Below are 26249 nucleotides of genomic sequence, written 5' to 3' on the forward strand. Positions count from 1 at the left end.
TGGGTGTGCGGCCGTTCATACATATGATCGCGCCGCCTTCTCCAGTGTTCACGGAGAAGGCGGCGCGATCACAGGGCGCGCGCGGGGCGTATCAGTGCGCCGCCACGGGCTCCGGCGCGTTCTTCAGCTCTTCGTCGCCGGTTTCGGCGCTGTAGTCGCCCGGACGGGTCTCGTCCGGGCTCTCCGGGGCCTTGAGCGCCCGCAGCACCACCGTGAGCACCACCGAGACCAGCAGGTTGAGCACGAAGGCGGTCAGGCCGATGTAGCCCAGCTCGCCGATGCCGGGGATCTCGGTGGCGTTGCCGCCGAAGTGCTTGGTCGCCGGGCTGGCCAGGCCGTACGCCTGCCACGTCCCGTAGACCATGCCGGCCGCCCACCCGGCGAACAGCGCCCAGTGGTGGAACCAGCGGGTGAACAGGCCGCCGACGATGGAGACGAAGGTCTGCAGGATCCACAGGCCGCCGAGCAGCTGCAGGTTGATCGCGGCCTGCTTGTCCATGGTGAGCACGAAGACCAGCGCGCCGACCTTCACCAGCAGCGAGGCGAGCTTGGCGACCCTGGTCTCGTCGGCCGGGGTGGCGGTGGGCTTCAGGTACTCCTTGTAGACGTTGCGGGTGAAGAGGTTGGCCGCGGCGATCGACATGATGGCGGCCGGCACCAGTGCGCCGATCCCGATCGCGGCGAAGGCGACGCCGGTGAACCAGTCCGGGAACATGTTCTCGAACAGCTGCGGCACCGAGAGCTGGGTGTTGAACTTCTTGTCGCCCTTGCCGACGCCCGCCGCGATCGCCATGAAGCCGAGCAGCGCCAGCAGGCCCAGCATCAGCGAGTAGGCGGGCATGATCGCCATGTTGCGGCGCACCGTGTTGCGGGACTTGGAGGCCAGCACGCCGGTCACCGAGTGCGGGTACATGAACAGCGCCATCGCCGAGCCGATCGCCAGCGTGGCGTACGTCCACTGCTTGTTCTCCGGCACCGTCAACGAGCCGGCCGCCTTGGGCGCGCTGAACTTCTCGCCGACCGCGTCGAAGATGTGCCCGTAGCCGCCGAGCCGCATCGGGATGTAGATCACCGCGACGATGATCACGATGTAGATCAGGGTGTCCTTGACGAAGGCGATCAGCGCCGGCGCCCGCAGCCCGGAGGAGTAGGTGTACGCGGCCAGCACGCCGAAGGCGATGAACAGCGGCAGGTCCTTGACGAACCAGTTGGCGTTCTCGCCGCCGCCGACGCCCAGCACGTCCAGCACCGCCTGGATGCCGACCAGCTGCAGGGCGATGTACGGCATGGTGGCCAGGATCCCGGTCAGCGCCACCACGAGGGACAGCGGCCTGGAGCCGTAGCGCCCGCGCACGAAGTCGGCCGGGGTGACGTAGCCGTGCACCCGGGAGACCGACCAGAGCCGGGGCAGGAAGAGGAAGACCAGCGGGTAGGCGATGATCGTGTACGGCACCGCGAAGAACCCGGCCGCGCCGGTCGCGTAGACGGCCGCCGGGACGGCGACGAAGGTGTACGCGGTGTAGAGGTCCCCGCCGAGCAGGAACCAGGTGATCCAGGTCCCGAAGCTGCGGCCGCCCAGGCCCCACTCGTCCAGGTGCTGGGCGTCGTCCGCCCGGCGCCAGCGCGAGGCGAGGAAGCCCATCACGGTGACCAGGGCGAAGAACAGCAGGAAGACGACCAGGGCGGGCACGTTGACGCCGTTCATCGCGCGCCACCCGCCTTGCGGAGGGCCTTGCGGGCCTTCTCGTCCCGGTTGATCAGCAGGTACGCGGCCACCGTGAAGACGGCCGAGATCGGCACCCAGAGCAGCTGGTACCAGTAGAAGAAGGGGACCCCGCCGACCTCGGGGTCGGTCTTGTCGTAGGAGGACACCCAGAGCATCGCGACGATCGGCACGAGCAGGGCGAGTCCGGCCAGCACCCGCTCCGGCGTGACGGCCGGGATCGTCCCTGGTGGCTCGGGCATGACAGGTTCGGTGGGATGGAGGTCTGACGACATGGTTCGGCTCCGCTCCGGAGGGGTCACCCCGTCGGCGCCGCAGCCCAGCGGGCACCGCACACCCCCCTGAGCCCGCCGAGCAGCACCACTGGTGATCGACAGTCAGTACGGGTGCGAAATCTAGAGCATGGAGTGATCTGTGTCACCGGAAACGGCGGAACTTCCCGCTATCCGGACGCGCGCGAGCCCCGGCACGCGCTTCGCGCGCCGGGGCTCGGCAGCTCAGGGGGCCGGGGCGGCCGGAGGGCTACTCCGGGCGCTTGAGGCGGGTGATGAACTTGTAGCGGTCGCCGCGGTAGATCGAGCGGACCCACTCGACCGGCTGGCCCTCGGCGTCGAAGGAGTGCCGGGAGAGCTGGAGCATCGGCAGTCCGAGGTCGGAGCCGAGCAGGCCGGCCTCGCGCGGGTTGGCGAGGGTGGTCTCGATGGTCTCCTCGGCCTCGGCCACGGTCACCGAGTACACCTCGCGCAGGGCGGTGTACAGGGAGTTGTGCTTGGCGAGGTTGCGGCGCAGCGCGGGGAAGCGCTTGGCCGAGAGGTGGGCGACCTCGATGGCCATCGGGTCGCCGTTGGCCAGCCGCAGGCGCTCGATCCGCAGCACCCGGCCGCCGGGCTTGATGTCCAGCAGCGGGGCGAGGTGCTCGTCGGCGGTGATGTAGCCGATCTCGATCAGCCGGGAGGTGGGCTCCAGGCCCTGGGCCCGCATGTCCTCGGTGTAGGAGGTCAGTTGGAGGGCCTGGGCGACCTTGGGCTTGGCGACGAAGGTGCCCTTGCCCTGGATGCGCTCCAGCCGGCCCTCGACGACCAGCTCCTGGAGGGCCTGGCGCACGGTGGTGCGCGAGGTGTCGAACTGGGCGGCCAGCGCCCGCTCGGGCGGCACCGGGGTGCCGGCGGGCTGGGTCTCGGTGAGCTGCAGCAGGTGGCGCTTGAGGCCGTAGTACTTCGGCACCCGTGCGGTGGCGTCCCCGGCGGGCTGGCCCTGGGGGCTCTTCTCCTGGGGGTCGTTCACCTGGGCCGTGCTGCCCCCGTCGCTGCTCATCGGACCTGTCTCCCGCTTCTTACGGGGCCTGAAGGTGCCCCGCCATATCGTTAACGGCTCACATCGTTGCATGTATGGCTACGGAACGAATACCTCATCACGCGATGAACGATGTGCGGTGTCGGCTTGATAACGGGTGGTCCTGATAGGTCGAACAGCCGTTGACAGGCCCATTGGTCTAGGCCAAGCTCCAGGCATCTGGTCTACACCACTAGGCCGGTAACTATGAATCCCCCCACCCGTTCGCTGGGGACCGCGGCACCTTTCCTCCCGCTTTATGTGGGTCTGCCGCTGCCACCCGACGGGGGTAACCCAGGCATCCCTCAGGAGGATGGCGTGAAGCGTCAGCTCATCGCGGCGGTCGGCGTCGCAGCAATGGTCGTCGGCCTGGCGGCCTGCGGCTCGGACGGCAAGAAGGACAGCGACAACACCGCGAGCGGTTCGTCCTCCTCCGCCGCCACCAAGAACTACAGTGGCAAGACGCTGACCGTTTGGACGATGGACGGCTCCGCCCCCAAGGGTTGGACGGACTCGGTCAAGGCCGACTTCGAGACCGCCTACCCGGGCTCCAAGGTCGACTTCCAGGTCCAGCCGTGGAACGGCATCGGCCCGAAGGTCACCGCCGGTCTGTCCGAGGGCTCGGTCGACGTCCTCGAGGTCGGCAACACCCAGACCGCGGGCTACGCCGCCACCGGTGGTCTGCTCGACATCACCAAGGACAAGGCCGCCCTGGGCGGGGCCGACTGGGCCGCCAACCAGAACGAGGCCGCGATCCTGGACGGCAAGCAGTACGCCGCCCCGTGGTTCGTCACCAACCGCGTCGTCGCCTACAACAAGGACCTGTGGGCCAAGGCCGGCCTGACCGCCACGCCGAAGACCCTGGACGAGCTCTACGCGGACTTCGACAAGCTGAAGGCCACCGCGGGCGTCACCGACGCGATCTACATGCCGGGCCAGGAGTGGTACGTCTACTTCGGTCTCCTCACCAGCGAGGGTGGCAAGCTCGCCAAGAAGGAGGGCGACAAGTGGGTCGGCGGTCTGTCCTCCCCCGAGGCGCAGAAGGCCTTCGAGACCTACAAGAAGCTGCAGGCCTACTCGACCACCGCTCCGAAGGACAAGGACGAGGCCACCCCGCAGCAGAAGGACGTCTTCGGCAAGGGTGACATCGGCGCCATGATCGGTCTCGGCTGGGAGCTCCCGGACGAGAAGACCATGCCGAAGGACAAGATCGGCTTCTTCCCGCTCCCGGGCAAGACCGCCGACAAGGCCTCCAGCGTCTTCCTCGGCGGCTCGAACCTGGCGATCTCGGCAACCAGCAAGAACACCGAGATGGCGAAGGACTTCCTGAAGATCGCCCTCAACGACAAGAACGAGGGTCTGGTCGCCGCCGCGGGCAACGTCCCGAACAAGGCCGCGCTGAACAGCCAGGTCGCCGGCGACTTCGCCAAGGCCGCCCTCCCGGCCGCCTCCAACGGTGCGATCACCCCGAACGTCCCGACCTGGGCGAGCGTCGAGAACGAGCCGAACCCGATCAAGGGCTTCCTGACCGGCGCCCTCACGGGTGACTACGCCGCGGCCGCCAAGAAGGCCGACGACGAGATCGCGAAGCGTCTGAACGCCAAGCAGTAAGCAAGTCGAGCGGCGTCGCTCACCGACTCCCGGCGGGGAGCCGGTGGGCGGCGCCTATCCGTCGTGGCCAGGTTGTTAGGAAGAGAGAACGATGGCTGTGCATTCGGAGCGGGTGCAGACACAGTCCCCGGAGTCAGGGAAGGCTGCTGTGGCCAGTACTGAGAAGGGTGCCGTCGTCGGCACCCATGGCACCCCGAAGAACAGCGGCAGACCGGCGGCCCGGGCCGGCATCGGCTCCCGCCTCCTGCCGTACCTGCTGCTGGCACCGGCCGTCGTGGCGACCCTGGCCCTGCTGGGCTGGCCGCTGCTCAAGACCGTGCTGCTGTCGTTCCAGAACCTCAACAGGCGGCAGTTCATCCTGCACCTGACCGAGTGGAACGGCCTGGAGAACTACACCGAGCAGCTCAAGGACCCGGACTTCTGGGCGGTCACCGGCCGCACGGTGGCGTTCACCGTGGTCAACGTGGTCCTGATCATGGTCGGCGGCACCCTGATCGGCCTGCTGCTCAACCGCCTCGGCAAGAAGATGCGGCTGCTGCTCTCGCTCTCGCTGATCCTCGCCTGGGCGATGCCGGTGGTCGCGGCGACCACCGTCTACACCTGGCTCTTCGACCAGCACTTCGGCGTGGTCAACTGGTTCCTGGACAAGCTGGGCTGGCACTCGATGGCCACCTTCAGCTGGACCGAGGGCCAGTACACGACGTTCTTCGTGATCATCCTGCTGATCGTCTGGGGCTCGGTCCCCTTCGTGGCCTTCAACATGTACGCCGCCCTGACCACCATCCCGAAGGAGCTCTACGAGGCCGCCCGGATGGACGGGGCCGGCGCGTTCAAGATCTTCGGCTCGGTGGTGTTCCCGAACCTGAAGCCCTTCTTCCTGGCCACGACCTTCCTTGAGGTCATCTGGGTCTTCAAGGCCTTCACGCAGGTCTACCTGATCAACCACGGCGGGCCCGACTCGCTCACCCGGACCCTCCCGGTCCACGCCTTCCTCGAAGGCAGCGGTGCCCAGCGCTTCGGCGTCGGCTCCGCGATCGCGGTGCTCACCATCCTGATGCTGGGTGCGCTGATGGCGTACTACTTCCGGATCATTCTGAAGCAGGAGGACGAGCTGTGAGGCGCTCGCTCATCGGACGTACCTGGCCGAACGTCATCGCGGTCGTCCTCTTCGTCTTCTTCATCTTCCCCGTCTACTGGATGTTCTCGACTGCCTTCAAGCAGGACAACGACATCATCAGCCGGACGCCGGTGTTCCTCCCGCTGAACCCGACCCTCGACCACTTCGACAAGGCCGTCCACGCCCCGAACTTCTGGACGTACGTCACCAACAGCCTCACCGTCACGATCAGCGCGGTGCTGATCTCGCTGGTGATCGCGACCCTGGCGTCGTTCGCCATCGCCCGGATGAAGTTCCGCGGACGCAAGACCTTCGTCCTGGTCGTCATGGTCGCCCAGATGGCGCCGTGGGAGGTCATGACCATCGGCGTCTACATGATCTCCCGCGACAACGACCTGCTGAACAGCCTCGTCCCGCTGACCATCTTCTACATGATGATGGTCCTGCCCTTCACGATCTGGACGCTGCGCGGCTTCATCGCCGCGGTGCCCAAGGAGCTGGAGGAGTCGGCGATGGTGGACGGCTGCACCCGCAGCCAGGCCTTCGTGAAGGTGATCTTCCCGCTGCTGGCACCGGGCCTGATGTCCACCTCGCTGTTCGGCTTCATCACCGCCTGGAACGAGTTCCCGCTCGTCCTGTGGCTGAACAAGAAGGCCGAGAGCCAGACCCTCCCGCTCTGGCTGTCCTCGTTCCAGACCAACTTCGGCACGGACTGGGGCGCCACCATGGCCGCCTCGACCCTGTTCGCCATCCCGATCCTGATCCTGTTCGTCTTCCTGCAGCGCAAGGCTGTCGGCGGACTGACCGACGGCGCCGTGAAGGGCTGATCGACCGTGAGCATCCTCATCCCCACACTCCCGGTCAGTGACCAGCTGCACCGCGACGCCCTGACCGTCCTCCAGCCCGGCTTCGTCGGCACCGAGCCGCCCGAGTGGCTGCGCCGCCACCTGGAGGCCGGCCTCGGCTCGGTCGCGCTGTTCGACCGCAACGTGACCGACCTGGAGCAGCTCTCGGCGCTCACCTCGGCGCTGCGCGCGGTGAACCCCGACCTGCTGATCGCGATCGACGAGGAGAGCGGCGACGTCACCCGGCTGGAGGCGGGCTCCGGCTCCTCCTGGCCCGGCAACTTCGCCCTCGGCGCGATCGACGACCCGGCGCTGACCCGCGACGTGGCCCGCGAGCTGGGCCGGGCGCTGGCCGCCGCCGGCGTCAACTACAACTGGGCGCCCACCGCGGACGTCAACTCCAACCCGCGCAACCCGGTGATCGGCGTCCGCTCCTTCGGCGCCGACCCGGAGCTGTGCGCCCGGCACACCGCCGCCTGGGTGGAGGGCCTGCAGTCGGCCGGCGTGGCCGCCTGCTCCAAGCACTTCCCCGGGCACGGCGACACCGCGGTCGACTCGCACCACGGCCTGCCGGTGATCGACGTCGACCTGGACGTGCTGCGCGCCCGCGACCTGATCCCGTTCGAGGCCGCGATCGCGGCCGGGACGAAGGCCGTGATGACGGCCCACATCATGATCCCGGCGCTCGACCCCAAGCTCCCGGCCACGCTCAGCCCCCGGGTGCTGCGCGACCTGCTGCGGGCCGCCCCGGCCGACGGCGGCCTCGGCTACCAGGGTCTGATCGTCAGCGACGCGATCGAGATGGGCGCCATCGCCGACACCTTCGGCATGGGTGACGGTACCGTGCTGGCCCTGGCGGCCGGCGCGGACGCGATCTGCGTCGGCGGCGGGCTGGCCGACGAGGAGACCGTGCTGCTGCTGCGCGACGCCATCGTGTCGGGCGTGCAGGCCGGCCTGCTCCCCGAGGAGCGGCTGGCGGACGCCGCCGCCCGGGTGCGCGCACTCGGCAGCTGGGGCCGGATCGAGGCCCAGGGCGAGCGGCTGGAGCCCGATCTGGCGGTCGGCCTGCGGGCCGCCCGCCGGGCGCTGCGGGTGGTCCGGGCGCCGGGCCGGGAGGCCCTGCCGGTGACCGAACGCCCGTACGTGGCCTCGTTCTCCGCCGAGCCCAACATCGCGGTCGGGGACGTCACCCCGTGGGGCGTGGCCGGCATGCTGGCCGACCGCTTCCCCGGCACCCGGACCCTGGAGGTCGGCCCGGACATCGCCGACCCGGAGCGGCTGGAGGCCGTGGTCGCCGAGGTGGTGGCCGGCGCCGAGGGCCGCCGCCTGGTGCTGGTGGTCCGCGACGCCCACCGGCACGAGTGGATGTCCGCCGCGCTGTCCCGTCTGGTGGCGGCCCGTCCGGACGCCGCGGTGGTCGAGATGGGCCTGCCGCAGTCCGAGCCGGTCGGCGCGCTGCACATCGCCACCCACGGTGCCGCCCGGGTCTGCGGGCTGGCGGCCGTCGAGGTGCTCACCGGACAGCCGGGAGCGATCGGCTGAGTCCACGTCGGATCGGTCACCCGGGGTGCCGAGGGGCACCTTAGGAACGGGCCCGTCATGCGCATGGCGCATGACGGGCCCGTTCTGTTTTCACTGCTGCTGACCTGCGGGTTCGCTACCTGTCGGTGTTCCCTCAAATCGGTCTTAAGCCAGCCTTAAGTTCTACTTAGGGTGATGGCGCCGCAACTGATCGCCACGGGCTACAACAGGTCTGCAACGGCCCCTCCGGGCAGGCCATTTGGCGTTGACACTGGCAGTGGTCTAGGCCAGAGTCCACTGCATCCGGTTCGAAATTAAACCTCACCGGATGTGGTATCAGCCCTTCCCGAAGCTCCTCGTTGCCATGCCCGGGCCGTTCCCGGCGGGCGCCATCACGCTGCCGGCGGGCACAGGCTCTAGCACCCTCGGAGGATGGCGTGAAGAAGCGTCGGCTCATCGCGACGTTCGGAACCATGGCGCTGGCCGCCGGACTGACGGCCTGTTCCTCGGGCGGTTCGCCGTCAGGGGACGCCAAGTCCGCCGGCATCGACCCGAAGACGGCCACCGGCACGGTCACCGTCTGGCTGATGGACGACGCCCAGAAGAACTGGCCCGACCTGGTGCAGCGGGTGAACGACGAGTTCGCCGCCAAGTACCCGCACGTCACCCTGAAGCTCTCCTACCAGGGGTGGGCCGACAAGGTCGGCAAGCTCGACAAGGCGATCGCCGACGGCAGCGCCCCGGACGTGGTGGAGCTCGGCAACACCGAGACCATGAAGTACGTCCTGTCCGGCGCGCTGGCGCCGGTGGAGCGGACCACCTTCGACAACGCGGACTCCTGGATCAAGGCGCTGGCCAACACCTGCACCTACCAGGACAAGCTGTGGTGCGTGCCGTACTACGCGGGCGCCCGGGTCGCGATCTACAACTCCGCGGCCTTCCAGGCGGCGACCGGCAGCGCCGACTTCCCCAAGACCGAGGACGACCTGCGGACGGCCCTCGACAAGATCGCCGACAAGAACAAGGCGGACAAGACCTACTCGCCGGTGTACCTGCCCGGCCCGTACTGGTACGCCGCGATGAGCTACGTCTCCGCGTACGGCGGCACCATCGCCCGGTTCGACAGCGCCGGCAACTGGCACGGCACCCTGCACGACGCCAAGTCCCAGCAGGGCATCACCCACTTCGTCGACCTGGTGCGCAAGTACAACAAGGGCGACCTGGCGGTCAACGAGCAGAACCAGTTCGAGGCGATGGCCCGCGGGCACGCCGCGTCCTTCTACGGCAACGGCTACGAGGCGGCCAGCGTGACCGCCCCGGTCACCGGCGACCCGAGCCTCAAGGACGCCGTCAAGGTGGCCACCATGCCCGGCCCCGAGGGCAAGCCGCTGCCGACCTTCATCGGCGGCTCGGACCTCGCCGTCACCGCCAAGTCGCCGTCCGCGGCGCTGGCCGCCGACTGGATCCGGCTGTTCACCAGCACCAAGTCGCAGCAGGCGCTGGCGGACAAGGACATCCTGCCGAACAACCTGACCCAGCTGAACCCGCTGAAGAGCAAGCCGGCCACCTCCGCCGCGGCCAACGCGGTGCCGGACGCCTGGTTCACCCCGCTGGCCCCCGGCTGGGGCGCGGTGGAGAAGCAGAAGATCCTGCCGGACATGCTGACCCAGATCCTCAAGGGAAAGACCGTGGACCAGGCCACCAAGGAGGCCGACGCCGCGATCGACCAGCTGATCAACAACCCGTCCTGACGGGTCCGCGGAGCCCTCGGGAGCGCCCTCCGGTCCACCGGGGGGCGCTCTCGAATGTGCTCCACGGGGAAGCCCCCCGTAGGATTGCCGCAGGAATCACCGCAGCGAGTGTGCGGACTCGCCGCCGTAGAGGTCCCGCCGGGCAATCCGCCCTGGCGGGGTAGAACCATCTCATCGGAGGCACATCCAGATGTCCGACACGCAGACTGTTTCCGTCCCGGGCCGGATCATGGCGGCGGAGATGGCCGAGCAGCCGGCCGTCCTCCAGCGCATCCTCGACGAGGGCGCCCCGAAGATCCGCGAGATCGCGGCCGAGATCGCCGCCCGCAACCCGCGCTTCGTCCTGCTCACCGCGCGCGGCACGTCCGACAACGCGGCCCTGTACGCCAAGTACCTGATCGAGATCCTGCTCGGCAAGCCGGCCGGCCTGACCTCGATGTCCACCACCACCGCGTACGGCGCCAAGCCGGACCTCACCGACGTGCTGGTGATCACCGTCAGCCAGTCGGGCGGCTCGCCCGACCTGGTGGCCTCCACCAAGGCCGCCCGCGAGGCCGGTGCCATCACCCTGGCGGTCACCAACAACCCCGCCTCGCCGCTGGCCGAGGTCTCCGAGTTCCACATCGACGTGCTGGCCGGCCCGGAGAAGGCCCTCCCGGCCACCAAGACCTACACCGCCGAGCTGCTGGCGCTCTACCTGCTGGTCGAGGGCCTGCGCGGCGGCGACGGCTCGGCCGCCAAGGAGCTGCCGGCCCTGGCCGCCGGCATCCTGGCCCGCCAGGCCGAGGTGAAGGCCCTGGCCGAGCGCTACCGCTTCGCCCAGCGCCTGGTCATCACCTCGCGCGGCTACGGCTACCCGACCGCCCGCGAGGCGGCGCTGAAGCTGATGGAGACCACCTACATCCCGGCCTCCCCGTTCTCCGGCGCCGACCTGCTGCACGGCCCGCTGGCCATGGTCGACAACGTCTCCCCGGTCATCGCCATCGTCCCGGACGGCAAGGGCGGCGAGGCCCTGCAGCCCGTCCTGGACCGCCTGCGCGGCCGTGGTGCGGACCTGGTGGTCATCGGCCAGCAGGCGCAGGTGGACGCCGCCTCCGCGGGCTTCGCGCTGCCGGCCGGCGTGCCCGAGGAGGTCCAGACGATCCTGGAGATCCTGCCGCTCCAGCAGCTGGCCTACGAGGTCACCATCGCCCGCGGCCAGGACCCGGACGCCCCGCGCGCCCTGGCGAAGGTCACCGAGACCCACTGACCCTCGCGCCCGTACGGCGCAACGCCGAACCCCCGTCCACAGCCTGTGGACGGGGGTTCGGCATTGTCGGCCCGGGGCCGCGGTCGAGCGCGGGTTCCGGTTCCGGAAAGCACTACGGGCCACGGCGCCGACACGGGACCCTCAACCCATGCGGCACCGCAGCCCGGAGCTGTCGTCGGGCGCCGGGCCGATCGAGAACTGTGCGGGGTCCTCGCTCGACGGCGTCCGACCGAGGAGCGGCCGCGCGCGGTCAGGGCAGTTGCGCGGTGGGCCTCTCCTTGGTGCCCTTTCATTGTGGACTAGACCAATCTGGGTTGTCCAGGCCTCCCCGAAAATTGGTCTGGACAACTTGGCGGGCGCCCCGCCGGGCGGGTGCGAGCGGCCCCGCCCGCACGGCTGGAGCTACCCTCGCCATGTGCCCTCGCTGAACGAACTCGTCCGCCGCCACACCACCCTGACCGGTGCCGATGTGGAGTGGCTCCACCTCCTGGTCTCGGAGTGGCAGCTGCTCTCCGACCTCTCCTTCGCCGACCTGGTCCTGTGGATCCCCACCTGGGACGGCATCCGGTACGTCTCGGTGGCCCAGATGCGGCCCAACACGGGCCCGACCTCCTACCAGGACGACATGGTCGGCCACCTCGTCCCGCGCGGCCGCCGGCCGCTGCTGGACGCCGCCTTCGACGAGGGGCGGATCGTGCGCGAGGGCGACCCGGAGTGGCGCGAGGAGGTACCGGTCCGGGTCGAGTCGATCCCGGTCCGGCGCGAGGGCAAGGTGCTCGGCGTGATCGCCCGCAACACCAACCTGCTCACCGTCCGCACCCCCAGCAGGCTCGAACTCACCTATCTGCAGAGCGCCTCCGACCTGGCCCAGATGATCGCGGCCGGCACCTTCCCGTTCCCCGGGGCCGACCAGGCCGACATGGACGCCGCCCCCCGGGTCGGCGACGGCCTGATCCGGCTGGACGCCGACGGCGTCGTCACCTACGCCAGCCCCAACGCCCTCTCCGCCTACCACCGCCTGGGCCTCACCACCGACCTGGTCGGCAGCCACCTGGGCCGGGCCACCGCCGAGCTCGTCCCGCCCTCCCGGGCGGCCGTGCACGAGGCGCTGGTGAAGCTGGCGAGCGGCTGGGCGCCCCGTCAGACCGAGGTCGAGGTGCAGGGCGGGGTGGTCACCCTGCGGGCCATCCCGCTCAAGCCCAAGGGCACCCTGACCGGCTCCCTGGTGCTCTGCCGGGACGTCACCGAACTGCGCCGCCGCGACCGCGAACTGATGACCAAGGACGCCACCATCCGGGAGATCCACCACCGGGTGAAGAACAACCTCCAGACGGTGGCCGCGCTGCTGCGGCTGCAGTCCCGCCGGATGGACTCCGACGCCGGCCGGGCCGCGCTGGACGAGGCGGTCCGCCGGGTCGGCTCGATCGCGATCGTGCACGAGACGCTCTCCCAGGCGCTGGACGAGCAGGTGGCCTTCGACGAGATCGCCGACCGGGTGCTGGCGATGGTGATGGAGCTGTCCCAGGACGGCCGGGTGGCCACCCGCCGCAGCGGCAGCTTCGGCATCCTCTCCGCCGAGGTGGCGACCCCGCTGTCGATGGTGCTGACCGAGCTGCTGCAGAACGCGCTGGAGCACGCCTTCGGGCCGTCCGCCTCCGGCAACCTGGAGGTGTCCGCTCTGCGCGGGCGGGCGCCGGCCACCGGTATGGGCTGGTCGGACAGCTGGAACGGAGGCGCCCGGCCGGAGGAGTACCTGCTGATCACCGTGCAGGACGACGGCCGGGGCATGCCGGAGGGCTTCGACCCGCAGACGGCGGGCAACCTCGGGCTGCAGATCGTGCGCACGCTGGCCACCGGCGAGCTGGGCGGCACCTTCGACATGGTGGCCGGGCCGAACGGCGGCACCAAGGTGATCCTGGAGATCCCGGTGCCCTGATGACTCCGGTGCCCTGATGCATCGAGGAGTGCGGACGGGGCGCGTGCCCGGCGGGAGCGCCGGGTGCGCGCAACCCGCTCCGGCGCGCGGAACTCCCGTGCGCCGGAGCGGGTTGCGCGGTAAGCGCGGTAAGAAGCGGGCGGAAACAGAAACGAGGCCCTGCCGACCGGGGGGGGTGGGTCGGCAGGGCCTCTCAACCCGTTCCGGCCGTCGGGGGGAGTCGGCCGGAGCGGGGGCTCTAGGTGGGACGACACCTCACCAGTGCGTTGCACACGGTGAGCGCCACAGCTCCACAATATTGCTCTAAGTGAACAGTATCAAGTGCCTGGGCGGCCCGGTGTCGTCGGACCTCAAGGAACAAGGTCCTTTGTGCGGAAGGCTTCGCCAGGAAGTGCAGGGAAGCCCTTGATCATGGGTTGATCGGTACAGCGGTCACTGCTGGTAATGCGGCGTGTGATCAGGCGGTGCGGGCGCGGTTGCGGGCTGCGCGGCGCTTCATTGCGCGACGCTCGTCCTCGCTCATACCGCCCCAGACGCCGGCGTCCTGGCCGGTCTCGAGCGCCCACTGGAGGCACTGCTCCATGACCGGACAGCGGCGGCACACGGCCTTGGCTTCCTCGATCTGCAGCAGAGCAGGACCGGTGTTCCCGATCGGGAAGAAAAGCTCCGGGTCCTCTTCGCGGCAGACAGCGCGGTGGCGCCAGTCCATGGTCGTCCAACTCCTCCTGCCGGCGGGGGTCACCCGATCGGCATAATCGATGGCTTGTGAATGTGAACGCTTTCACGAATCCCGCAACAGCAAAAGAGACCAAAGGCCCATCGGGCCCGGGTGGTCTGTGCTGGGGAGGGATTCGGCGATTCGAGGGATACTCCGCGGTCGGCCCCCGTCAGGGTCTGAGGTTGCCGTCGCTGCGATGTGTCCCGATCGCCATGTAGAGGTTCGCAAACCTCGGGCCCGGATACAACCCCCTTCAGGGAGGAATTTTTGATTCTTCGGTGTCGCCTAGCTCACAGCCAGTACTTCTATGGAGTGAAGGGGGCTTGTGCGTTCGAGAAGAAGGGTGAACCCCCCTTCCGGTCACACAATCACACGCAGTGCCCGCCGTACGCCTGTGAAACTGACGCGACTCCTGTCTCCAAGGTGGTCCCCGTCGACCTGAAACGGGGCCGGTTCCTGTGAAACCAAGGTGAAGTGTCGGGCGTCGTGATAGGAGACGACATGCTTGCCCGAGGGGCCGACGGGCCGGGCGTCATTGCTCGAAGGCCCGTACGACCGCAGGATCTGACGGACCGTTCGAGCAGTGCCGAACGCCGTCATCCGGGTGATGCCGAAGACGTCGAGGTCCGTGTCGAAGGAGGCGAGCGGGGAGGGATAGACCGGCCGGTTCCCCAGGAACGTCCACGGGGAGGTGTTGCTGACTATCGCCAGCACCAGGCCCGGAACGGGCTCGTGGCCCGCCATCTGCAGGGTGACCGGGCCGGATCTGCGCTGCTCACGCTGGGTGACATAGTGCCGGAGTGCCTGGCCGACGTAGAGCGCGTGCGTGGACTTGCGCCCCGCCCGGCGCTGCTCCTCCACCCGGCCGACCACGCCGGCGTCGAAGCCGAGGCCGGCGGTGAAGGTGAACCAGCGGTCCGGCAGCCCGTCGGTCATCGCCTTGCCCAGGCCGATCGGCCGCTCCCGGCGGCGCTCCAGGGCGTCCAGCAGGGCGCCGGTGGCCTCCACCGGGTCGTTGGGCAGGCCCAGCGCGCGGGCGAAGACGTTGGTCGAACCACCGGGCACCACGGCCAGCCGGGGGACCTTCTCGCCCGGCCCGTGCGCCAGCAGTCCGTTGACCACCTCGTTGACGGTGCCGTCACCGCCCAGGGCCACCACCAGGTCGACCGCGCCGTCCTCGGCGGCCTCCCGGGCCAGGTCGCGCGCGTGGCCCCGGTACTCGGTCTGGGCGACCTCCAGCTTGAGGTCGCTGCGCAGGGCGTGGATGAGCACGTCCCTGGTGCGGCCACTGGTGGTGGTCGCCTTCGGGTTCACGACCAGGAGAGCGCGCATGTGCTCAGCCTACGGGTCGGTACGGACCAACCGGCGGCTACCCTGCTGGAGTGACCGCAGAATCCTCCGCACCCGTACCCGCGCCCGGCCCGGCCCGGCCCGTGCCCCTGGTCGTGGGCGCCGCCATCACCGCGCTGGAGGGCGCCGCACTGGCCGTCGTCGGCGTCCTCGACATGGTGCACGCCCTCACCTCCGACGCGAAGAACCTCGGCCTGCACGAGTTCGGCGGGCTGCTGATCGTGCTGCTCGGCGTCTTCCCGCTGCTGGCCGGCCAGGCGCTGCTCAAGGGGCGGCGCTGGGGCCGCAGCCCGGCGCTGCTGACCAACTCGATCTGCCTGCCGGTCGCCTACTACATGGGGCAGAGCGGCGGCCCGATGGTCGCCGTCGCGGCGGTCATCGGCCTGCTCGGGCTGGCGGGCATCGGCTCGCTGCTCAACCCGAGGGTCACGGCGACCCTCTACGGCCCGCGCCAGGACTGACCCGCCGGGCGCGCGCCGCGCCCGACCGCGGCCCCGCGAGGGGGCGCGTGAAAACAGATGTGCGCCGGGGCCCGGGCCCCGGCGCACATCTGTTTCCGGCACTGCTCCGCGGTGCCTACTCCTCGACGAGGAGCTTCTCCCGAAGCTGTGCCAGCGTCCGGGCGAGCAGCCGGGAGACGTGCATCTGCGAGATGCCCACCTCCGCGGCGATCTGCGACTGCGTCATGTTCCGGAAGAACCGCAGCACCAGGATCTTCTGTTCGCGGGGCGGCAGTTGGGCCAGCAGCGGCTTGAGGGACTCGCGGTACTCGACGCCCTCCAGCGCCTCGTCGGTGGCACCGAGGGTGTCCGCGACGGCCGGCGACTCGTCGTCGCTGTCCGGGACGTCCAGCGACAGCGTGGAGTACGCGTTGGCGGACTCCAGGCCCTCCAGGACGTCCTCCTCGGAGATCCCCAGGTGCTCGGCCAGCTCGTGCACCGTGGGGGAGCGTCCGTGCCGCTGGGAGAGCTCGCTGGTCGCCGTGGTCAGCGACAGCCGCAGCTCCTGCAGCCGGCGCGGCACCCGGACCGCCCAGCCCTTGTCCCGGAAGTGCCGCTTGATCTCGCCGACGATGGTCGGCGTCGCGTAGGTGGAGAACTCCACCCCGCGCTCGTGGTCGAAGCGGTCCACCGACTTGATCAGGCCGATGGTGGCGACCTGGGTCAGGTCGTCCAGCGGCTCGCCCCGGTTGCGGAACCGCCGGGCCAGGTGCTCGACCAGCGGGATGTGCATGCGCACCAGCTGGTTGCGCAGCTCGACGCGCTCCGGGGAGCCCTCGGGCAGCGAGGACAGCCGCACGAACAGCGCCCGGGCCGCCTCCCGGTCCGGCGCACCCGAGCGGTGCGGGGCCTGGGCGGGCACCGCACTGCGCAGTACCTCGGCCGCAGGCTCCTCGGGGGACGGCGGGGGCGAGGGCGTCTGCGACGGTTCGGACGTCGGCTCGGTCGGCTGGCTCATCCGGTGGGCGTCCTTCGGGTGCGCTTCGTCGTTGGCGGCGAGGCCGGGAACGCTCGCCTGGGTCGGTACGGCAGGGCCCGCCGTCGCGAGGCCGGTACGGTCCAGATCACTCACGGCCATTCCCCCGTTCCGTTCCGGGAGCACCGGGACCGTGGGGCGGCCCCGGATTCGTCTCGTTGGTCGTACCGCGTGGTGGGCGGTACCGGGAGCCGTCCGCCGGCCCCCTGGCGGGGTGCCGGGCGGACGGCCCTTGTTCGGTGCTGCTGGGCTACCGCACTAGTGGGCGACGGACCCGCCGCGCTTCTTGTGCAGGCTGATCGACACGGTCTTGTCCTCCCCGACCGACGAGTCCACCTCGCCGGCCAGGGCGGAGAGCACCGTCCAGGCGAAGGTGTCCCGCTCGGGGGCCCGGCCGTCCGTGGTCGGGGCCGAGACGGTGACCTTCAACGAGTCGCCGACCAACCGGAACTCACAGGACAGGACCGAGCCGGGCACCGCCTGCTGGAGCAGGATGGCGCAGGCCTCGTCCACCGCGATCCGCAGGTCCTCGATCTCGTCCAGCGTGAAGTCCAGCCGGGCCGCCAGCCCCGCCGTTGCTGTTCGCAGCACCGAGAGGTAGGCCCCCGCCGCGGGCAGCCGGACCTCCACGAAGTCCTGCACTCCGGGCTCGCCGTCGATCTGGGACACCCTCACCTCCTGGGTGACGCGCTGTGCTTCCGGGCCGGTGGCCGCGGCACTGTCTGTTGCTTGGCTCAACTGCTTCGCCCCAACTGTCCAGAGGGGTGGTGCGGTACGTACCGGTCATACCCCTGGCCGGACGCCGCGCATCCGCCCGAGACGTTACCGTTTCCGGCCCCGGTGCGGGAGTCACTCATGGTAAGCCATCGCGACACAGGGTGGCAGTGGTCGGACCGGACTTGCAAGGGGCCGCTCAGCGCGCGCCGGCGGCGGCGAGCGCGTCCCCGGTGAGCCGGTGGACCGTCCAGCCGTCCATCGGCACGGCGCCGAGCGACTTGTAGAAGTTGATCGAGGGCTCGTTCCAGTCCAGCACCGACCACTCCACCCGGGAGTAGCCGCGCTCGACCGCGATCCGCGCCAGCTCCAGCAGCAGCGCCTTGCCGTGGCCGCCGCCGCGCGCCTCCGGGCGGACGTAGAGGTCCTCCAGGTAGATGCCGTGGGTGCCGCGCCAGGTCGAGAAGTTGAGGAACCAGACCGCGAAGCCGACCGGCTCGCCGGTGGTGTCGTCCTCGGCGATCAGGCCGAACAGCGCCGGGGCGGCGCCGAACAGCGCGTCCCGCAGCTGCTCCTCGGTGGCCACCGCCTCCTCGGGCGCCTTCTCGTACTCCGCGAGTTCGCGGATCATGGCGTGGATGACCGGGACATCGGTGACTGCGGCGGTGCGGATCATGCCACGAGCCTACTGGGCCGGTCCGCCGTCGTCCCAGGACTTGTTCTCGTCCCAGGCCTGGACCGAGGTCTGGTCGACGATCCGGCCGTCCCGCAGGTCGGCGATCGAGCTGACCAGCACCCGGATGCCGTCGGGATAGCGGCAGGACTCCAGGAAGGCGACGTGGTCGTCCTGGAGCACCACCTGCTCCAACCGGTGGGTGGTCTCCCGGCCGTAGGCGTCGCTCAGCAGCGCGCCGATCGCCGCGCGGCCGTGCACCACGAGCGGGTGGCTGGGCTGGGTGGTGCGGTCGACCATGCGCAGTTCGGCGTCCTCGGCGTAGAGCGCGAGCAGGGCCTCGGCGTCGCCGCGCCCGATCCCCTCGCGCAGCGCCCGGGTGTCGAAGGCGGGCGGCGGCGCCGTGGTGGTCATGATGTCGCTCCTCCGGTCGGTTCCGTCGGCTCGTACCTCCGAGCCTACGCCCGGCGGGGCGCCGGTCAGCCGGTCGTCACACCGCGCAGATAGGCCGCGAGCGCGGTGATCGCGGCCGGGTTGCGGGGGCTCTCCACCAGGTCGACGTAGTCCAGGACGAAGATCCGGTCGTTCCTGATCGCGGAGACCCCGGCCAGCGGGGGGAAGGACATCAGGAACCTCCGCTTCGCCTCGGCGCCGGTCTCGCCGTAGTTGTTGATCACGATCACCTCGGGGTTGCGCTGCACCACGCTCTCCCAGCCGACGGTGGTCCAGGAGTCGGCGAGGTCGCCCATCACGTTGCTCCCGCCGGCCTTGGTGATGATCTCCTCCGGTGCGGCGAACCGCCCGGAGGTGTACGGCTTGTCCTCGCCGCTGTCGTACAGGAACACGCTCGGCCGCCGCCCGGGCTGCGGTACGGCGGCGACCTCGGCCCTGAACTCCGCGATCAGCCGGTCGGCCCGGTCGCGGACGTCGAAGATCTCGCCGAGGTTGGCCAGATCGGTGTAGAGCGCGTCCAGCGGGGACATCACCCCGCGCTCCGGGCCCCTGCCGCTGCGGCAGGACTCGCTGAGCACGTAGGAGTCGATGCCGAGCCCGGCGAGGGCCTGCGGGGTGAAGCCGTCGGCGTCGTCGAAGCCGTAGTGCCAGCCGGCGAAGACCAGGTCGGCCCGGGCCTCCAGCACGATCTCCTTGGTGATCTGCTGCTTGGAGAGCCAGCTGGTCCGCGCGTAGCCGTCCTTCCAGGCCACCTTGTCCACCTGGCCCTTCTCGTCGGGCATCACGTAGCCGGCCATCCGGTCGGCGAGTCCGAGTGCCAGCATCAGCTCGGTGATGCCGACGTCGTTGGTCACCGCCCGGGCGGGCTTCGCCTTGAAGACCGCCTTGGCGCCGCAGTTCTCGACGGTCACCGGGTAGTGGGCGGAGCCGGCGGCGGCATCGCCGGCGGGGGCGATCTCCGCGCCGCAGGCGGTCAGGGCGAAGGTGAGCAGGGCGGCGGCGGCAACGGCCTTGGTGCGCATGGGAGGTCCTAGGGTCGGTCGAGCCGGTCGAGGCGGTCGAGGAGCAGATGGACGGCGCCGGTCAGCGGATGCCGTACGGGGGTGGCGCGCACGCCGAACACCTCGGCCAGCAGGTCGGGTCGGAGCACTTCGGCGGGCGGCCCCGAGGCCACGATCCGGCCCGCCTCGATCACGTACAGCAGATCGCAGTGGCCGGCCGCCAGGTTGAGGTCGTGCAGCGCGGTGAGCACGGTCGGACCGGCCTCCCGGACGAGCGCCAGCACCTCCAACTGGTGCGCGATGTCCAGGTGGTTGGTGGGCTCGTCCAGCACCAGCACCCGCGGCTCCTGGACGAGCGCGCGGGCGATCAGCACCCGCTGCTTCTCGCCGCCGGACAGGCTGAGGAAGCCGCGCCCGGCCAGGTGGTCCGCGCCGGCCCGGCGCAGCGCCGCGGCGCAGCGCTCCTCGTCCCCGGCGGTCGGTCCGGCGAAGGCGCCGCGGTGCGGGAGCCGGCCCATGCCGACCACCTCGGCCACCGTGAAGTCGAACTCGGCGGAGTGCTCCTGGGGCAGCGCGGCGACCCGCCGGGCGGCCTCGCGCGGGGCGAGCGCGTGCAGGTCGGCGCCGCCCAGCCGGACGGCCCCGGCGGCGGGCCGCAGCGCCCGGTAGACGCAGCGCAGCAGCGTCGACTTGCCGCTGCCGTTCGGCCCGACCAGGCCGACCACCCGGCCGGCGGCGGCGCTCAGGGTGATGTCGTGGACCAGGCGGGTCCCGGCGAGGTCGACCGAGACCCGGTCGAGGTCGATGTCCATCAGCGGCCTCCGAAGGTGTAGCCGCGACGGCGCATCAGCAGCAGGAAGCAGGGCACGCCGAGGACGGCGGTGACCACCCCGACCGGCAGTTCGGCGGGGGCGAGCACCACCCGCGAGAGGATGTCCACCCAGACCAGCAGCAGCGCGCCGGCGAGCGGGGCGACCAGCAGCACCCGGCGGTGCCCGGCGCCGACCAGCATCCGCGTCAGGTGCGGCACCATCAGCCCGACGAAGCCGATCGCGCCGCTGACCGCGACCACCGTGCCGGTGACGGCGGCGGTCACCACGAACAGCTCGCGGCGCAGCCGGTCGGCGTCCACCCCGAGCGAGGCGGCCGTCTCGTCGCCCATCGCGAGCGCGTCCAGCCGTCCGGCCGAGCAGGCCAGGTACGCCAGGCCCGCCAGCACGGTGGCGGCGGCGATCGGCACCGAGCCCCAGGTCGCGCCGCCGAGGCTGCCGAGCAGCCACATCATCGCGCTGCGGGCCGCCTCCCCGCGGGCGGCGCCGAACACCATCAGCGCCGTCACCGCCGAGAAGCCGTAGGACATCGCGGTGCCGGTGAGCACCAGTCGCAGCGGGGTGAGCCCGAAGGCGGACCGGGCGGCGGCGTACACCAGCACCATCGCCAGCAGGGCCGAGCCGAACGCGGAGACCGACAGCGCCCAGACCCCGAGCGAGGCGAGGGCGCCGAGCAGCAGGACGGCGTTGGCGCCGACCGCCGCGCCGGAGGAGATGCCGAGCACGAACGGGTCGGCGAGCGCGTTGCGGACCATCGCCTGGACCGCGACGCCGGTGGCCGCGAGTCCGGCGCCGACCACGGCGGCCAGCACGGTCCGCGGCAGCCGGATCTCCCAGACGATCGCGTACGCGGCGGCCTCCCCGGCCTCCAGCCGACCACCCGTCAGTCCGGCGCCGAGCAGCCGCAGTACCCGGTCCCAGCCGAGTCCGGCGGCGCCCAGGGCCACCGCGCAGACCATGGACAGCAGGAGCGCCGCGGCCAGGGCGGCGGCCAGCGGCACGGCGGGTATTCGGCGGAGCGGTGCGGTCGCTGCGGTGCTCAACGGGGGCGCGCCTTAGCCTCGGGCGGTGGTCCGGGCAGGGTCGGCGGGCCGGGGCACCGGGGTGTGCCGCAGCGCCATCCCTTCGCAGTCCACGGCGAGTTGTCGGGAGGTCAGCGCCCCAGGGCGATCGGGCTCACGGGGCCGGGGCTCCGTTTACCGTTGCGGGTCAGCGCCGGATTCGCACCGGACTTCCCCCTGGGGACGCCCTGGCAGCATAACAAGCGCTCAGGGCGGTCAACCCTTACCGGGTGCCGGGGTGACACCTCCTCGGAGCGTCCCGGAGGCCTGCGCGCGCCGCGGAACGCACGAGCGCCCCCCTCCGGCGGGCCGGAGGGGGGCGGTCGAAGGCGGCTGAGCGGCGATCAGGCCTGCTTGGTCTCCCAGAAGATCTTGTCGACCTCGGCGATGAGGTCGAGCAGGGCCTGGCCGGTGGCCGGGTCCGTCGACGCCTTGGTGGCCGAGGCGGCCTTCAGGGTGTCGTTGATCAGCTGGTGCAGCTGCGGGTACTTCTCGAAGTGCGGGGCCTTGAAGTAGTCGCTCCACAGCACCGAGATGTGGTGCTTGACGGCCTCGGCGCGCTGCTCCTTGATGATCAGGGCCCGGGTCCGGAACGCCGGGTCCTCGTTGGCCTGGTACTTCTCCTGGGTGCCCTTCACCGACTCGGCCTCGATCCGGGCCTGCGCCGGGTCGTACACGCCGCAGGGCAGGTCACAGTGGGCGTGAGCGGTGGCACGCGGTGCAAACAGACGAGAGAACATGGGAGTCCTTCCTTAGATCGTCTTCCCGCGCCCGAGATTACCCCTCCGGCCACCCGGTTTCGCGGTCGGGCAGTCGGCCTAGGGCAAAAGGCGGAGCCGGAACCGGACCAATCCGGACATCGGCGGGTGACGGTCCGTACGGCAGACTGGGACGCGGCGGGCCGGGAGGAGGAGTCGTGGCGCGGATGGTGCAACCGGAGGGCGGCGCCCCGGGGGGTGTCGCCCCGTTCGGGCTGATCGACGTGGCGGGCGACTCGATGGTGCCCACCCTGCGCGAGGGCGACCAGCTGGTCGTCCGGTACGGCGCGCGGATCAGGCCGGGTGCGGTGGTGGTGTTCCGCCACCCGCTCCAGCAGGACCTGCTGGTGGTGAAGCGGGCCGACGCGCGGCGGCCGAAGGGCTGGTGGCTGCTGTCGGACAACCGGCCGATCGACAGCGACAGCCGCAGCTACGGCGCGGTGCCGGACGAGCTGGTGCTCGGCCGGGTGCTGCTGCGGCTGCGGCCGCGCCCGGCCTGGCTGGCCCCGGGTCGACGGCTGGAGCGGCTGCTGCTCCGCGGCCCGCTGGCCCGGGTGCCGGGGCTGGCCCGCCGGCTCGGGGTCTGGGTGGACCCGGACGGCTTCTGAGCGGCCTCAGGCGGTGGCGGCCTCCTGGGCCTCCAGGCGCTTGCGGGCCCGGTACGCGGCGACGTTGGCGCGGGTGGCGCAGCGGTCGGAGCAGTAGCGGCGGGAGCGGTTGGTCGAGGTGTCCAGGTAGGCGTTGCGGCAGGGTGAGGCCTGGCAGATGCCGAGCCGGTCGGCGCCCAGCTCGGTGAGGTGGACGGCCAGGCCCATGCAGGCGACGGCGCTGAAGTGCGCGGTGGCGGTGGGCGAGTTGTCGGCGAGGTGCAGGTGCCAGCGGGGGCGTCCGGCATCGTCGAGGTAGTCGTGCCCGGAGACCAGCGGGCTGACGGGGTACTCCATCAGCAGGCTGTTCAGCAGGTCGACGCCCCGGATCTCGTCCCCCTCGGCGGCGGCTTCGAACACCCCGCGCAGCCGGGTGCGGACGCCGCGCAGCCGCGGCAGGTCCGCCTCGTCGGCGAGCGCGGCGGCCCGCGAGGAGTCGGAGAACAGGCCGCGGACGGCCTCCACCGAGGTCAGCGAGTCGGTGCCGCGCTCGGGCTCCTCGGTGTTGACCAGCCGAACGGCCAGGTCTGCGTACGAGGCGAGCTCCACGGTGGTCCTTTCAAGCGTTGGTAACGGGCTGAGTGCCTCCAGCCTATTACCTTGGCGGGGCAAACGCAGGCGCCCGGCAGGACCGGCCTGCCGGGCGCCCGGGGTGCGCTTCAGAGCGCCTGGATCAGAGCACCTTGGAGAGGAACGCGCGGGTGCGCTCGTGCTGGGGGTTGGTGAGCACGTCGCGCGGGTTGCCGGCCTCGACCACCACGCCGCCGTCCATGAACACCAGCGCGTCGCCGACCTCGCGGGCGAAGCCCATCTCGTGGGTGACGACGACCATCGTCATGCCCTCCTCGGCCAGGCCGCGCATGACGTCGAGGACGTCGCCGACCAGCTCGGGGTCGAGCGCGGAGGTGGGCTCGTCGAAGAGCATCAGCTTGGGCTTCATGGCGAGCGCGCGGGCGATCGCGACGCGCTGCTGCTGGCCGCCGGAGAGCTGGGACGGGTAGTTCTTCGCCTTGTCGGAGAGGCCGACCCGCTCCAGCAGGGCCATCCCGCGCTCCCGGGCGGCGGCCCGGCTCTCGCCCTTGACCTGCACCGGCGCCTCGATGACGTTGTCTATGGCGGTCATGTGCGGGAAGAGGTTGAAGCGCTGGAACACCATGCCGATGTCCTGGCGCTTGAGCGCGACCTCGCTCTCCTTGAGCTCGTAGAGCCGGTCGCCCTTCTGCCGGTAGCCGACCAGCTCGCCGTCCACCCAGAGGCGGCCGGCGTTGATCTTCTCCAGGTGGTTGATGCACCGCAGGAAAGTCGACTTGCCGGAGCCGGACGGGCCGATCAGGCAGAACACCTCGCCCTGTCGGACCTCCAGGTCGATGCCCCGGAGCACCTGGACGGACCCGTAGGACTTGTGGACGTCCTCGGCCCGCACCATGGGGCCGCCGCTGACGGCGTCGGCAGGCGTCTTGGTCAGATCGGTCACAGGTGACCACCTCCCTCAAGCCCCGGGACCACGTCGTTACCGGTCTTCGGGGTGGACTTCCCGGCGAACATGCGCCGCAGCCGCTGCAGCGGGGTGGGCGGGAGGGTCCGGTTGGAGCCGCGGGCGTAGTGCCGCTCGATGTAGTACTGGCCGATGGTCAGCAGCGAGGTGAAGAACAGGTACCAGAGGCTGACCACGATCAGGATCGGGATGTTCTGGTACGTCCGAGAGTAGATCACCTGGCCGGCCCGGAAGATCTCCTCCAGCGAGATGACGCTGACCAGCGAGGTGGTCTTGAGCATCGAGATGGTCTCGTTGCCGGTCGGCGGGATGATCACCCGCATGGCCTGCGGCAGGACGATCCGGCGCATGGTGGTGAAGCGGCTCATGCCGAGCGCGTGCGAGGCCTCTGACTGGCCCTCGTCCACCGACTGGATGCCGCCGCGGACGATCTCCGCCATGTAGGCGGCCTCGTTGAGGCCCAGGCCCAGCAGGGCGGCGACGAAGGTCGGGATCAGGACGTTGGTGGACTCGGACCAGAACTCCGGTCCCCACGGCACGCCGATCGAGAGCCTGGCCCAGATCAGGCCGAGGAAGTTCCAGAACACCAGCTGCACCAGCACGGGGGTGCCGCGGAAGATCCAGATGTAGATCCAGGCGGTGCCGGAGAGCAGCGGGTTCGGGGAGAGCCGCATCACCGCGAGGATGATGCCGCCGACCACACCCATGACCATGGCGAGCGCGGTCAGCTCCAGCGTGACGAGCATGCCGTGCACGATGCTGTCGTGGAAGAGGTACTTCCCGACGATGTCCCACTTGAAAGCGGGATTGGTGAAGAGGGCGCTCAGCAGCATCGCGGCGAGTAGCGCGATGACGACGGCGCCCACCCAGCGTCCGGGGTGGCGGACCGGGACGGCCTTGATGGTCTCAGGCCGTCCCTTGTCCGCCTTCCCCTTGTCCAGAGAGTTCACGGTGTGGCCTCGGGGGAGAGAGAAGGCAGGCGGAGGGTCAGCTGACGGCACCGTTGATGGTGGACTTGTCGATCGCGCCGGCCTCGACGCCCCACTTGGCGAGGATCTGCTTGTAGGTGCCGTCGTCGATCAGCGACTGCACCGCGCCCTGTACGGCGGGGGTGAGCTGCGAGCCCTTGGCCAGCGCCACGCCGTAGGGGGCGACGCCGTAGGTGGAGCCGATCTTCTCCAGCTGGCCGCCGGACTGCTTGATCGCGTAATCCACGACCTGGGAGTCGGCCATCAGCGCCTGGTCGCGGCCGGAGACGACGGCGTTGGTGACGTCCGTCTGGAGGTCGAACTTGTCGCCGTCGTTCTGGATGCCCGGCTTGCCGGCCTTGACGCAGTCCGGGTTGCGGGTGTCCTTGATCTCGTCGGCCTGGGTGGTGCCGGTCTGGACGGCGACCTTCTTGCCGCAGAGGTCGTTGGGGTCGATCTTGTCCGGGTTGCCCTTCTTGACCGCGATGGCGCTACCCGAGTTGAAGTAGGTCACCATGTCGACGATCTGCTCGCGCTCCTTGTTGTCCGTGAAGGACGACATGCCGAGCTGGAACTTGTTCGACTGGATGCCCGGGATGATCGCGGTGAAGCCCGAGTCCTGGACGTCGGCCTTGAGGCCGAGCCTGGCCGCGATGGCGTTGGCCAGGTCGACGTCCATGCCGATGATCTTGCCGCTGTCGTCCTTGAACTCGTCCGGCGCGTAGGAGGCGTCGGCGCCGACCACGAGCTTGCCGGAGGACTTGACGTCGGCGGGGACGAGGGCGACCAGCTTGTCGTCGGCCTTCACCGCGCTGATGGTGGCGCCGGCGTTCGGTGCGCCACCGCCGTCGTCCGAGCTGCTGCTGCTACAGGCGGTCAGGACGAGGGAGACGGACGCGACTACCGCGCCGGCCGCGAGGAGACGGGTGCGCTGGGTACGGGCGGTCATGGGGGGGATCTCCTCCTGAGGGAGAGGTCGGGCGGAGCGCGCCGCGGGGAGCGGCACACCGGGGCGGCAGG

General features: G+C 70.5%; 26 protein-coding genes and 1 riboswitch. Of the genes, 9 read left to right on the forward strand and 17 right to left on the reverse strand.

Annotation, left to right across the window (positions count from 1 at the left end; genetic code table 11):
- Positions 1-91 precede the first annotated feature (91 nt).
- The 3 genes from mctP to ACIGZJ_RS07625 form a co-directional block, all read right to left on the reverse strand.
- On the reverse strand, positions 92-1705 hold the full coding sequence (gene mctP / locus ACIGZJ_RS07615) for a monocarboxylate uptake permease MctP (protein ID WP_396456395.1): 1614 nt from the start codon (positions 1703-1705) through the stop codon (positions 92-94).
- Positions 1702-1965, reverse strand: a complete 264-nt coding sequence (locus ACIGZJ_RS07620) for a DUF3311 domain-containing protein (RefSeq protein ID WP_396456396.1) — start codon at positions 1963-1965, stop codon at positions 1702-1704. The genes mctP and ACIGZJ_RS07620 overlap by 4 nt, the downstream gene beginning before the upstream one ends.
- A 280-nt stretch (positions 1966-2245) precedes the next feature.
- The gene (locus tag ACIGZJ_RS07625; RefSeq protein ID WP_396456397.1) at positions 2246-3037 is read right to left on the reverse strand and encodes a GntR family transcriptional regulator; all 792 of its coding nucleotides are present in this window, start codon (positions 3035-3037) and stop codon (positions 2246-2248) included.
- 336 nt (positions 3038-3373) lie between these two features.
- On the opposite strand from ACIGZJ_RS07625, the gene ACIGZJ_RS07630 reads away from it, so the two are divergent.
- From ACIGZJ_RS07630 to ACIGZJ_RS07660, 7 genes are all read left to right on the forward strand, one after another.
- Positions 3374-4666, forward strand: coding sequence for an extracellular solute-binding protein (locus ACIGZJ_RS07630; protein ID WP_396456398.1), 1293 nt, complete (start codon positions 3374-3376; stop codon positions 4664-4666).
- Between the two features lie 91 nt (positions 4667-4757).
- Positions 4758-5783, forward strand: coding sequence for a carbohydrate ABC transporter permease (locus ACIGZJ_RS07635; RefSeq protein WP_392929146.1), 1026 nt, complete (start codon positions 4758-4760; stop codon positions 5781-5783).
- Complete coding sequence (locus tag ACIGZJ_RS07640; RefSeq protein ID WP_392929148.1) at positions 5780-6610, forward strand: carbohydrate ABC transporter permease; 831 nt, start codon at positions 5780-5782, stop codon at positions 6608-6610. The genes ACIGZJ_RS07635 and ACIGZJ_RS07640 overlap by 4 nt, the downstream gene beginning before the upstream one ends.
- Positions 6611-6616: 6 nt before the next feature.
- Complete coding sequence (locus tag ACIGZJ_RS07645) at positions 6617-8170, forward strand: glycoside hydrolase family 3 protein (RefSeq protein ID WP_396456399.1); 1554 nt, start codon at positions 6617-6619, stop codon at positions 8168-8170.
- Between the two features lie 452 nt (positions 8171-8622).
- Entirely contained in the window at positions 8623-9900 is a 1278-nt protein-coding gene (locus tag ACIGZJ_RS07650) for an extracellular solute-binding protein (protein ID WP_396456547.1), read from the forward strand.
- 190 nt (positions 9901-10090) lie between these two features.
- On the forward strand, positions 10091-11149 hold the full coding sequence (locus tag ACIGZJ_RS07655; protein WP_396456400.1) for an SIS domain-containing protein: 1059 nt from the start codon (positions 10091-10093) through the stop codon (positions 11147-11149).
- Positions 11150-11564: 415 nt separating this feature from the next.
- On the forward strand, positions 11565-13085 hold the full coding sequence (locus tag ACIGZJ_RS07660; protein WP_387945049.1) for a sensor histidine kinase: 1521 nt from the start codon (positions 11565-11567) through the stop codon (positions 13083-13085).
- A 457-nt stretch (positions 13086-13542) separates the two neighbouring features.
- On the opposite strand, the gene ACIGZJ_RS07665 is transcribed toward ACIGZJ_RS07660, so the two are convergent.
- Both ACIGZJ_RS07665 and ACIGZJ_RS07670 read right to left on the reverse strand, forming a co-directional pair.
- A complete protein-coding gene (locus ACIGZJ_RS07665; RefSeq protein WP_014138019.1) occupies positions 13543-13794 on the reverse strand; it encodes a WhiB family transcriptional regulator in 252 nt (83 codons plus the stop codon).
- 369 nt (positions 13795-14163) lie between these two features.
- A complete protein-coding gene (locus tag ACIGZJ_RS07670) occupies positions 14164-15135 on the reverse strand; it encodes a diacylglycerol/lipid kinase family protein (protein WP_392929153.1) in 972 nt (323 codons plus the stop codon).
- A 50-nt stretch (positions 15136-15185) separates the two neighbouring features.
- Here ACIGZJ_RS07670 and ACIGZJ_RS07675 point away from each other — a divergent pair, with 50 nt between their 5' ends.
- A complete protein-coding gene (locus ACIGZJ_RS07675) occupies positions 15186-15614 on the forward strand; it encodes a hypothetical protein (RefSeq protein ID WP_396456401.1) in 429 nt (142 codons plus the stop codon).
- Positions 15615-15729: 115 nt separating this feature from the next.
- Here ACIGZJ_RS07675 and ACIGZJ_RS07680 read toward each other — a convergent pair whose 3' ends face one another.
- The 8 genes from ACIGZJ_RS07680 to sodN all read right to left on the reverse strand — a co-directional run bounded on the left by ACIGZJ_RS07680 (position 15730) and on the right by sodN (position 22101).
- On the reverse strand, positions 15730-16725 hold the full coding sequence (locus tag ACIGZJ_RS07680) for an RNA polymerase sigma factor SigF (RefSeq protein ID WP_396456402.1): 996 nt from the start codon (positions 16723-16725) through the stop codon (positions 15730-15732).
- Between the two features lie 162 nt (positions 16726-16887).
- The gene (locus tag ACIGZJ_RS07685) at positions 16888-17298 is read right to left on the reverse strand and encodes an anti-sigma regulatory factor (protein ID WP_387945057.1); all 411 of its coding nucleotides are present in this window, start codon (positions 17296-17298) and stop codon (positions 16888-16890) included.
- Positions 17299-17542: 244 nt separating this feature from the next.
- A complete protein-coding gene (locus ACIGZJ_RS07690) occupies positions 17543-18019 on the reverse strand; it encodes a GNAT family N-acetyltransferase (RefSeq protein ID WP_396456403.1) in 477 nt (158 codons plus the stop codon).
- 9 nt (positions 18020-18028) lie between these two features.
- Entirely contained in the window at positions 18029-18430 is a 402-nt protein-coding gene (locus tag ACIGZJ_RS07695; RefSeq protein ID WP_396456404.1) for a nuclear transport factor 2 family protein, read from the reverse strand.
- A gap of 65 nt (positions 18431-18495) precedes the next feature.
- Complete coding sequence (locus ACIGZJ_RS07700) at positions 18496-19491, reverse strand: ABC transporter substrate-binding protein (RefSeq protein ID WP_396456405.1); 996 nt, start codon at positions 19489-19491, stop codon at positions 18496-18498.
- Positions 19492-19499: 8 nt separating this feature from the next.
- Positions 19500-20282: an ABC transporter ATP-binding protein gene (locus ACIGZJ_RS07705; RefSeq protein ID WP_396456406.1), complete on the reverse strand. Its 783-nt coding sequence runs from the start codon at positions 20280-20282 to the stop codon at positions 19500-19502.
- On the reverse strand, positions 20282-21259 hold the full coding sequence (locus ACIGZJ_RS07710; RefSeq protein ID WP_396456548.1) for a FecCD family ABC transporter permease: 978 nt from the start codon (positions 21257-21259) through the stop codon (positions 20282-20284). The genes ACIGZJ_RS07705 and ACIGZJ_RS07710 overlap by 1 nt, the downstream gene beginning before the upstream one ends.
- 188 nt (positions 21260-21447) lie before the next feature.
- Positions 21448-21567: riboswitch (cobalamin riboswitch) on the reverse strand.
- Positions 21568-21705: 138 nt separating this feature from the next.
- Positions 21706-22101 carry a superoxide dismutase, Ni gene (gene sodN / locus ACIGZJ_RS07715; protein ID WP_396456407.1) on the reverse strand — a complete coding sequence of 132 codons (396 nt, stop codon included), beginning with the start codon at positions 22099-22101 and terminating at the stop codon, positions 21706-21708.
- Between the two features lie 185 nt (positions 22102-22286).
- On the opposite strand from sodN, the gene sodX reads away from it, so the two are divergent.
- Entirely contained in the window at positions 22287-22727 is a 441-nt protein-coding gene (gene sodX, locus ACIGZJ_RS07720; protein ID WP_392929165.1) for a nickel-type superoxide dismutase maturation protease, read from the forward strand.
- 6 nt (positions 22728-22733) lie between these two features.
- On the opposite strand, the gene ACIGZJ_RS07725 is transcribed toward sodX, so the two are convergent.
- From ACIGZJ_RS07725 to ACIGZJ_RS07740, 4 genes are all read right to left on the reverse strand, one after another.
- On the reverse strand, positions 22734-23315 hold the full coding sequence (locus ACIGZJ_RS07725) for a CGNR zinc finger domain-containing protein (protein ID WP_396456408.1): 582 nt from the start codon (positions 23313-23315) through the stop codon (positions 22734-22736).
- Positions 23316-23439: 124 nt separating this feature from the next.
- The gene (locus ACIGZJ_RS07730; protein ID WP_392929668.1) at positions 23440-24192 is read right to left on the reverse strand and encodes an amino acid ABC transporter ATP-binding protein; all 753 of its coding nucleotides are present in this window, start codon (positions 24190-24192) and stop codon (positions 23440-23442) included.
- 44 nt (positions 24193-24236) lie between these two features.
- Positions 24237-25211, reverse strand: a complete 975-nt coding sequence (locus ACIGZJ_RS07735) for an amino acid ABC transporter permease (protein WP_396456409.1) — start codon at positions 25209-25211, stop codon at positions 24237-24239.
- A gap of 37 nt (positions 25212-25248) precedes the next feature.
- On the reverse strand, positions 25249-26178 hold the full coding sequence (locus ACIGZJ_RS07740; protein WP_396456410.1) for an ABC transporter substrate-binding protein: 930 nt from the start codon (positions 26176-26178) through the stop codon (positions 25249-25251).
- Positions 26179-26249 lie beyond the last annotated feature (71 nt).

It is taken from the genome of Kitasatospora sp. NPDC052868 (assembly GCF_044547105.1).
Classification (GTDB): Bacteria; Actinomycetota; Actinomycetes; order Streptomycetales; family Streptomycetaceae; genus Kitasatospora.